General features: G+C 70.2%; 3 protein-coding genes and 1 pseudogene. 2 read left to right on the forward strand and 2 right to left on the reverse strand.

Features of this window, described 5'->3' with window-relative positions:
• Nucleotides 1–887: 887 nt before the first annotated feature.
• Together AN215_RS00170 and AN215_RS28260 are read right to left on the reverse strand one after the other, a co-directional pair.
• Nucleotides 888–1469: a hypothetical protein gene (locus AN215_RS00170; RefSeq protein ID WP_070008659.1), complete on the reverse strand. Its 582-nt coding sequence runs from the start codon at nucleotides 1467–1469 to the stop codon at nucleotides 888–890.
• Nucleotides 1466–3661 carry a type II toxin-antitoxin system prevent-host-death family antitoxin gene (locus tag AN215_RS28260; protein WP_171904096.1) on the reverse strand — a complete coding sequence of 732 codons (2196 nt, stop codon included), beginning with the start codon at nucleotides 3659–3661 and terminating at the stop codon, nucleotides 1466–1468. Before AN215_RS28260 ends, AN215_RS00170 begins: the two co-directional genes overlap by 4 nt.
• 2619 nt (nucleotides 3662–6280) lie before the next feature.
• Between AN215_RS28260 and AN215_RS00180 the strand changes: the two genes are divergently transcribed.
• Nucleotides 6281–6658 (forward strand): hypothetical protein, encoded by a 378-nt coding sequence (locus AN215_RS00180; protein WP_070008658.1) that lies wholly within the window; start codon nucleotides 6281–6283, stop codon nucleotides 6656–6658.
• Nucleotides 6659–6692: 34 nt separating this feature from the next.
• Nucleotides 6693–7630: pseudogene (locus tag AN215_RS00185) on the forward strand (hypothetical protein); the annotation flags it as partial.

The raw sequence follows: 7630 nt of genomic DNA on the forward strand, positions 1-7630 counted from the left end.
TATTGACGGTGCATCAACCCTCCGGGTTGATCTTGTGGTGCCGGACGGTTCGTCAACTCTCCCTCAAGACAAAGGAGGAAAGAGAGAAGAGAACGCCGGCGCTCCGCGCCGGAAAGCTGGCTACGAAAAGAGGGGATTATGTCGCTTGCTAACCCCTTCGGCAAAGCTCGCCTCTGCACCCGCACACCCGGAACGCTCCGCCGCAACCTCTCGCGAATGCAGTTGATTTTCGCGAGCGTTCGCCGTCATGCAGCCAGACGCCACAGCGTCTCTTTCGCAGCGGCGCGCGCGGGAGGTTGGAGTTGTACGGGGGAGAAACGTCTCCGACGCTCCTCCCCCGCTACGAAACGGCGGCGTGCACTCGACGTTGGGATTGAGCGGTGCTGCTGATAGCAGGAAAGGAGGCGCTGCGTACGTGACGGCGCACCATCTGGCAGCCGGCTCCACTCTGGTGGCCGGAGTCGCTGTGATCAGTACGGCTCAAGCTGCTTGCTGGAACGAGATGAGCAGTAGGGGGGCAACTGCGGGGGCGAGCCGGAGCCGGCCGGCGTTCGGTGGAGCCACGAGGGCTGTGACTCTCTTGCTGAGCTGCGAAGATGTCCGGTTTTCGCTGGGCATGGGGAAGCCGCCAGAGAAGCTGTAAGGATAACTGTAAGGGAGTGGGGCGGCCTTACATGGGGCGGATCAGCGCTGTTCTCGGCGGAGTTGAGATGGGTAGGCCCCCGGTACCGACCGATGCCGCGTCAGATCAGCACGTCACCTCCTCCTCGCAGCGAAACACGGGGAGCACCTGCACGAGGAGTTCGACCCGCACCGACGACGGCCCGGCCCCTACGTACTTCAGCAGGTTCCGCCGACAGGTGGGACGGGGCGGATCCGGCAACCTGTCAGGCTCCGATGCCGATGCCGGAGACGTAGGCGTAGGCGACGTACTCGGAGGCGATGTCGGCGATGATGTCGCCCCATGCCTGATCGAGCTGCGCGTCGTCGCCGGCGGCCCACGCGTGGGTGATGGAGGCCCAGTCCCTCACGCGGATCGAGCGCTGCGGCACGTCCCGCTGGTGCTGGGCCGGGACGTTTGCCTGGTTGACGGGGTAGATCTCCACGCGGGTGCCGCGGCCCTCCTGCTGGAGCCGCTTCGTCAGCGCTCCGGAGCGGAGCATGTTGCGGGTGCGGATCTCGCGGTACGCGCGCTCGACCTTCTCCCGGGAGCCCTTGCTGGGCTTGGCCTTGCCCTGCTGCCAGCGGCGCAGGGTGCCCGGCCGTACTCCCGCGTTCCGGAGGGCTTCGCGGCCGGCCTCGGTGTCGAGGTAGTGCAGCCGGGCGCCCAGGCCGCGCGAGGTGGTGATGGGGGACTTGATGCCGGTCTCCCGCACGATGCGCTCCAGCTCCGCTGCCAGGGCTCGGGAGCCGGGGATGCCGCGGGCATTGTGCTTGGCGAACCAGCCCCACTCTTCGCGGGCACTCACTGGTCACTGCCTCCGAGGGTGTAGGTGTGCTTGGGCTTCATCTCGCTCAAGTCCCGTCCCTCATCCCACAGTTGGCGCCAGTCACCGACCACGTGCAGCTCGTCCGTGCCGGTCACCTCCACAACCGTGAGGCCGGCCTTGTGCGCCCGGTGGGCCTTGAGCCACAGGTTCGCGAACGCCTGGCTCCGCAGGATGTGCATCCAGTCCGGACGGCGGATCTCCCGGTTGTAGGTGGACTCGCCCATGGTGGAGATGAACTTGGAGTACGCGGCCTTGAGGTACTCCGTCGTCACCTCATCGCCCTGCTCGATCGCCTCCCGCCGCACCAGAGCGAGCGTGCGGCGCAGCTTCTCCAGCACGTTCTCCGTCGCGCCGGACGTCCACGATTCGCGGATGACCGGCGCCTCACACAGGCCGTCCCGGGCGCAGCGCTGCATCAGGCGCAGGGTCGGTTCGGTGATCCATACGTCGCCGGTCTTGCGGCGGTCTCCCAGCGGGGAGGGCAGATCGGCGTGGTCCCAGGCGGGCGGGGTGATCAGGTGGATGCCGGCGCGCTTGGGGTCGTGGGTGCCGCTGGTGTCGTGGGTGAGCTGTCCGATCGGCAGATGCGTCTTGAACGCCGCGAGATAGGCGGCGTTCGCGTCCAGCGCCGTGACCTCGCGGCGGGTGGCGTCGGTGCGCAGCGGCATGTTCTTCCAGCTCAGCCGGCCTTCCCAGACGGCATCCGCGCCGGACTTCTGGCCTGTCTTCTTCAGCAGGTCATTCACCGGTGGGAAGGAGCTGTGTTCGTACCGGCCGCCCTTGCGGGTGTGGTCGAACCAGCCCATCACGTCGGGCACGGCCCGCTTGATCAACGCGTTGGTGGCGGCGTCCGCGTCTGCGCCGGCGGCATCGAGCGCGGCGGCGACGGTCGCCCGGATCCGGTCGGCCACGTCCGCGTCGACCGACCCGGACCGCGATGCGGCAGAGCGTTCCATGGGGGTCGCGGGGGCCGTCGCCGGGGGGTTGTCGGGGTTGGGCCCGGAAGGTGACGGGACGGAAGGCGGCGGGGCGGGTGCAGGCGCTGGTGCGGGTGTCTGCGGGAGAGGTCCGTCGAGGAAGCGGGCCCGCATGAAGTCGGGGCGCAGCCGGACCGTCGGGGCGCTGATGCCGGTGCTGCCGAAGTCGGCGTCCGTGAAGGTGAGTCGGGCCGTCTCACCGTCGCGCTGCAGATGGAGGACGACGTCCGCGCGCAGTCGCGTGAGGACGGCCGGATCGTCGGTGTCGACGGCTGCCAGCACCGGCAGCTGGTGTTCACGGGCGAGGCGGGCCAGGTCGCGCGTCGCGGCGGGGAGGGCATCGCCGGAGAGCGGCACGGCCGGGTCGCCGGCGGCCTGGAGGCGGTCGACCACGAGCAGCGCGAGGCCCTCAACATCCCTGATGGTGGCGGCGATCGCTTCGATGCGGAGATCCTCGCCGTCATCGATCCACAATGGGGCCTGCCGGGCGGCACTCAGAGCCGTGGTCACCTCCGCGGGCGCATCGAGCGTCCCGGCGCGCAGCAGTTGGTAGTTGGCGCCCGCGTGGGCCGCGGCGACACGGCACGAGACGTCCGTGGCACTCAGCCCGGATGCCGCGTAGAGCACGGTGCGGCCGTGCACGACGGCCGCGTCGCGGGCCGCGCTCACGGTCAGCAGAGAGCCGCCTACCCCCGGGGCGGCAGCGACGAGGGCGAGACGGCCCGGCAGCAGACCGCCGGTGGCGTCATCGAGTACGGGCAGACCGTAGGAGAGCGGGGCGCGGGCGGTGGTGGTGAGGGCGTCCAGGGCAGCTGCGGGTGCCGTCAACGCACGGGCGCGGCGGGGATGTTGAGACGGAGCAGCTGCGGCGGCAGGCGGTTCCGCGGCAGAAGCGGCCGGTGGAAACGCTGCCGGTGTGTCGAGGGGAAGCAGCACGGCCACGTCGCGGCCACGCTTCGTCAGGCGCTGCGGAGCGCCGGCAGCGGCCTGTGTAATGAGGTTGCCAAGGGTGCCCCGGGCCCGGGTCAGAGGGTGCGAGGGCCAGAACGGGAGTGCCGTGCGCTGCTGTTCGGTGAGAGCATCCAGCGGGACCAGGACCACCCGCTGTGTCTCACGGGTGATGACAGTCTTCTCACCGGTCTCCAGCAGCCGGAACAGCTCCTTGCGAGCCTGCTCGGTTCCGACAGTTGACACGCCGGGCATGCACCCTCTCCTCACAACTCAAATGTAAGCATCACCCTAACAGCATGTAAGGCAACACATGTTGAGCTGGACAGAAAACGGCCTTACGTATTTCTGTAAGGTGCCCGGCCCCTGGGAAGAGATGACGGCACCGGCGGTGACGCCGCCCGCGGGTGATGCGGAAGCGGTCGCCGGGGGCGAACGGCAGGAGCCGTGGCTGCGAGTTCTCCCGGAAGGCATGCCCCCGGAGGGCCGGGAGCAGCGAGCTGCGGCGGGGAACGTCCCGGCCGCGTTCGGCGGCTTCTGCGCCGTGCCCGCGGATTCTGCCACCGTGCCCGCGGAGTTGCTCCTCTTGCCCGCGCCGTCACTTCCCCGGGCAGCCCAGGGGCGCGACCCTGGGGCACGGGGTCCCGGGTCGCGACCCTGTGCACGGCACCTCCCCCGGCAGCACGGATCAACGCCGGGCGCGCCCAGTCCGCGGTCCCAGGAACCCCGAGGCCGGTGCGCACGGTCGGGCTGTTGCCTCCTGTCTACCGCGTTCGGGAACGAGGGCACCTGCCTCATCGGTGCGCGGGGCCCCGGCGGCAAGGGCATGGGCATCTCCTCGGCGGCCGCCCTGGCCGCCGAGCTCCCGTACCGGACCCCCGGGCCTCTTCCACCTCAGGTCACAACCGCCGCAGGCAGAACCCGGCGTGACCTCCCCACACAGGTCCGCCGGCTCCTGCCCATGCAGCACAAGGTCTCCCCCGAAGAATTCGCCGAGAAGGCAGAGCGCTTCAGCGATCTCGTCAAGCTCCGGCAGCCGAGCTACGCCCGCAGCCCTGTGCGGCCGGGCAGGCCGCACACCTCCTCGCACGCAGCGGGAACCGTGCTCGGACCACGGCCTGACCGCGACATTCGGAAGGCGTTACGCATGTGCAGCCCTCCGCCGCCGGTACGGCCCTCGGAGACCCGCCCCGGCACAAGGACCACGACGACTTCATGAATGCCCTGCTTCATGAATGCCCCTGCTTCATGGATGCCCTGGCCCTGCATGAAGGAACGGCCCGGGGAATCCAGCACAGCCGGAAAGGCCGGCAGCCAGGCCGGACCCCCTTTCGTCCACCGGTGGCGGCGGGAAGAAGACGCGACATCAGGGAGCGGAACGGTGAACTCCGCCGGCGGCGGCTGCCGTCAAGCCATCACGAGGGTCGGGCGGCATTCCAGGAGAGCCGCATCCGCAATGGAACTTCCGCGACGGGGCTTTCACGACGGGGGCTTTCACGATCGCCGTGTCCGCGGGCGCGACGGGCCGTGTGCCGGAGCGTTCCGGTCCGGGATGAACGCTGCAGCGGCAGGGACCTGTGCGGCATTCCGTCACCAGGCCGCATTCCGGGAGCAGCGGACATTCTCTGCGTGGGGCGCGGAATGAGTTATTGAGGTTCACGCATGCGCAGGTGACGCGTGGTGGGCAGTGGTATGGCTGTGTCAGCGGAACGTGCGAGGGGGAGCCTGTCCGGCTCCGCCTCGCACGGGGCGCAGCGATCGCTGACCAGGCCGGGCCCGGGTGTGGCCCCGGGGCAGCCGGCCGTTCTCACAAAGGGGGCGCCGTCGTGTGGCATCGCATGGTTTCGGTGGAGTACGCGGGCCGGGCCGGTGCCGGCTGCGTGGTGGCCCCCGGCGTCATTCTCACCGCGCGGCATGTCGTGGAGCATGCGGCCGGCCACGAGAGCGAGTTGCCGGTCGTCCAGGTCTCGAACCATGAAACCCAGGGACCCCGTGCCCGGGCCTAAGTGGCGTGGCGGCGCGGCGATACCGCCCTGTTGCGGTGCCGGCCGCGGGACCTGGGGCAGGAATTCACACCCGTACGGTGGGGAGAACCGGTGGGCACGACGCCAACCACGCCCGAAGTCCGCGCAGTCGGGCTCCCGCCAGAGGCGATGCTGCGCCTGTTCGGCGGGCCGTCCCAGGGTGAGGCCGACGTGCTGCAGCCGCAGTGTGTCACGGGCCGCGTCCACGGCGCCGGGGCCGCTTCCCCCGTCTACAGCGTGCGGACCGACCACCGACCGCCGGAGCAGACGGGCGGGGACTGCTCTGCCTGGAGGGGAATGGCCGGGGCAGCCTTGTGCTGCGGGCAGCTGCTCCTCGGGGTCGTCGCCCATCCTCCCCCTCAGTGGCCCCAGGGAAGGCTGGAGGCCGTGCCGGCACGGCAGTTGCTCCAGGACCGGGGGTTCTGCGACATCATCGAGACGGCGTGCGGACTCCGGCCGCGGCTGGAGGCGGCCGATCTCGACGGGCTCTTCGACGCCGCGCCTCAACCGGCCGCGGCCGCTTCGTACTTGCTCTCCGCGCGCTCGGAGGTCGCCGGCTTCCTCGGTCTCGACACGGAGATCGGTGCACTGTCCCGATGGTGCGAGGAGCCGAGGACAGTGGACGTCGCCGTCCTGCAGGGCGACGGCGGCTCCGGCAGGACGCGGCTGAGCACGGAGCTGGCCCGTCGTCTGTGTGAGCGGCACCCGGCGGCGGACGGCAGTCCGCACGGTCCGGACGGTGCCTGGACGACCGGGTTCCTCTCCGACACGCCCGCCCGGCATCCCGCACCGTACGGAATGCTGCGGCATCTGACCCGGCCCGCGCTGATCGTGGTCGACGATGCCGAGACACGCCTCACTCAGGTCGAGGACCTGCAGGGAGCACGGGGAGCACGGGGCCGCGCCGGCCGGCCGGATACGCGTCCTGCTCACGGCCCGCTCCACACACGGCTGGTGGAAGCAGCTCACCAGCCGCCACCCGGATCTGGTCTCCGCAACGGCAGTCACACTCGACCCCCGGGCCGTCTACCGCCACTACACACCCGCCCAAGTACAGGAACTGGCCGAACTGAGCTTCAGCAAGCACATCCTGGCACTGCACCGGGCAGACATCCACGACGACTGGGACGCCTACGAGGCCGCCGACCACCGCGCAGCCCGCGCGCGGCAGACCCGACAGCAACGGCAGCGGAGACGATGCGCCGGACGTTCAGGATGAACGGGATGTTCACGGTGAACGGAGGGTGCCGGGCGTGCTGACCGTCCACATGGACGCCCTCGCCGGCGTACTGCTGCACTCCCCCGGCGAACCCCTCGACGGCCACCCGGCGACAGTGACACTGCTCGACCACGAACTGCACTACGCCCGGCGAGGTGCCGGCGAACACGGCCTGGAAGATGTCGGCCCCGACCTCACGCGGACACTGATCACAGTGCAGGCCCTGGCCGGCGCGCAGGACAAGGAAGAAGCCGACGCCGTCATCACGGCGGCCTGGGAATTCCATCACCGCCGCGCACCCCGCCCGTTGGACCCGGACACCCTGCTGAAACTACGCAGCACGGCCGCTGAGCTGTATCCGGCGCCCGGCGGAGGCTACTTCGGCTCCACCGGACCCGCCGCCCTGACCGCCGCCCTCATCGACCGCATGGAGGAAGACAGCAGCAGCGAGTTCCTCCACTCCGTCCTACCCTCCCCCCACTTCTCCACCCGCCAGCAGCAGCGGTGCCGTACGACCCTCGCCCGCTCGATCCCCGAACGGCCCCACCTGGCACGAGCCGCCGCAAAGGCGGTCACTTCACACACCGGCGTCCTCACAAGACCGGCGCAGCAGCCGCCCCAGCCGCCCCAGCCACCGCAGCCCCCGTGGCAGGTGGCATGGCAGACGTCCATCGAAAAGGCCCCGGCAGGCCGCCAGACGCAGCACCCCACGCACACCGCGCTGCCCACCCACGCCCCACCACCCACACCACCCACGGCGTCCACGGGCCCGAGTAGCGACAAACCACCCACCCCCCGTCAGGAACCGGCAACGGGGCACAGTACCCACCCCGAAAACCGCCCCAAAAACGGCCCGGGAAAAGGCCCGGGAAAAGGCCCGGAAAGCAGCCTGGAGAGGGAAGCCGCAGTCGCCGCAGTGGCCGCCGGTGACACGAACGCGCCCCGGCAACCGCGCCACACCCCCCCCCCCCC

Origin of the sequence: Streptomyces abyssalis (genome assembly GCF_001751365.1) — a bacterium.
Classification (GTDB): Bacteria; Actinomycetota; Actinomycetes; order Streptomycetales; family Streptomycetaceae; genus Streptomyces; species Streptomyces abyssalis.

Coding starts and splice junctions, on each gene's coding strand:
- AN215_RS00180 (WP_070008658.1), top strand. CDS start 6,281: ATGCCGAGACACGCCTCACTCAGGTCGAGGACCTGCAGGGAGCACGGG.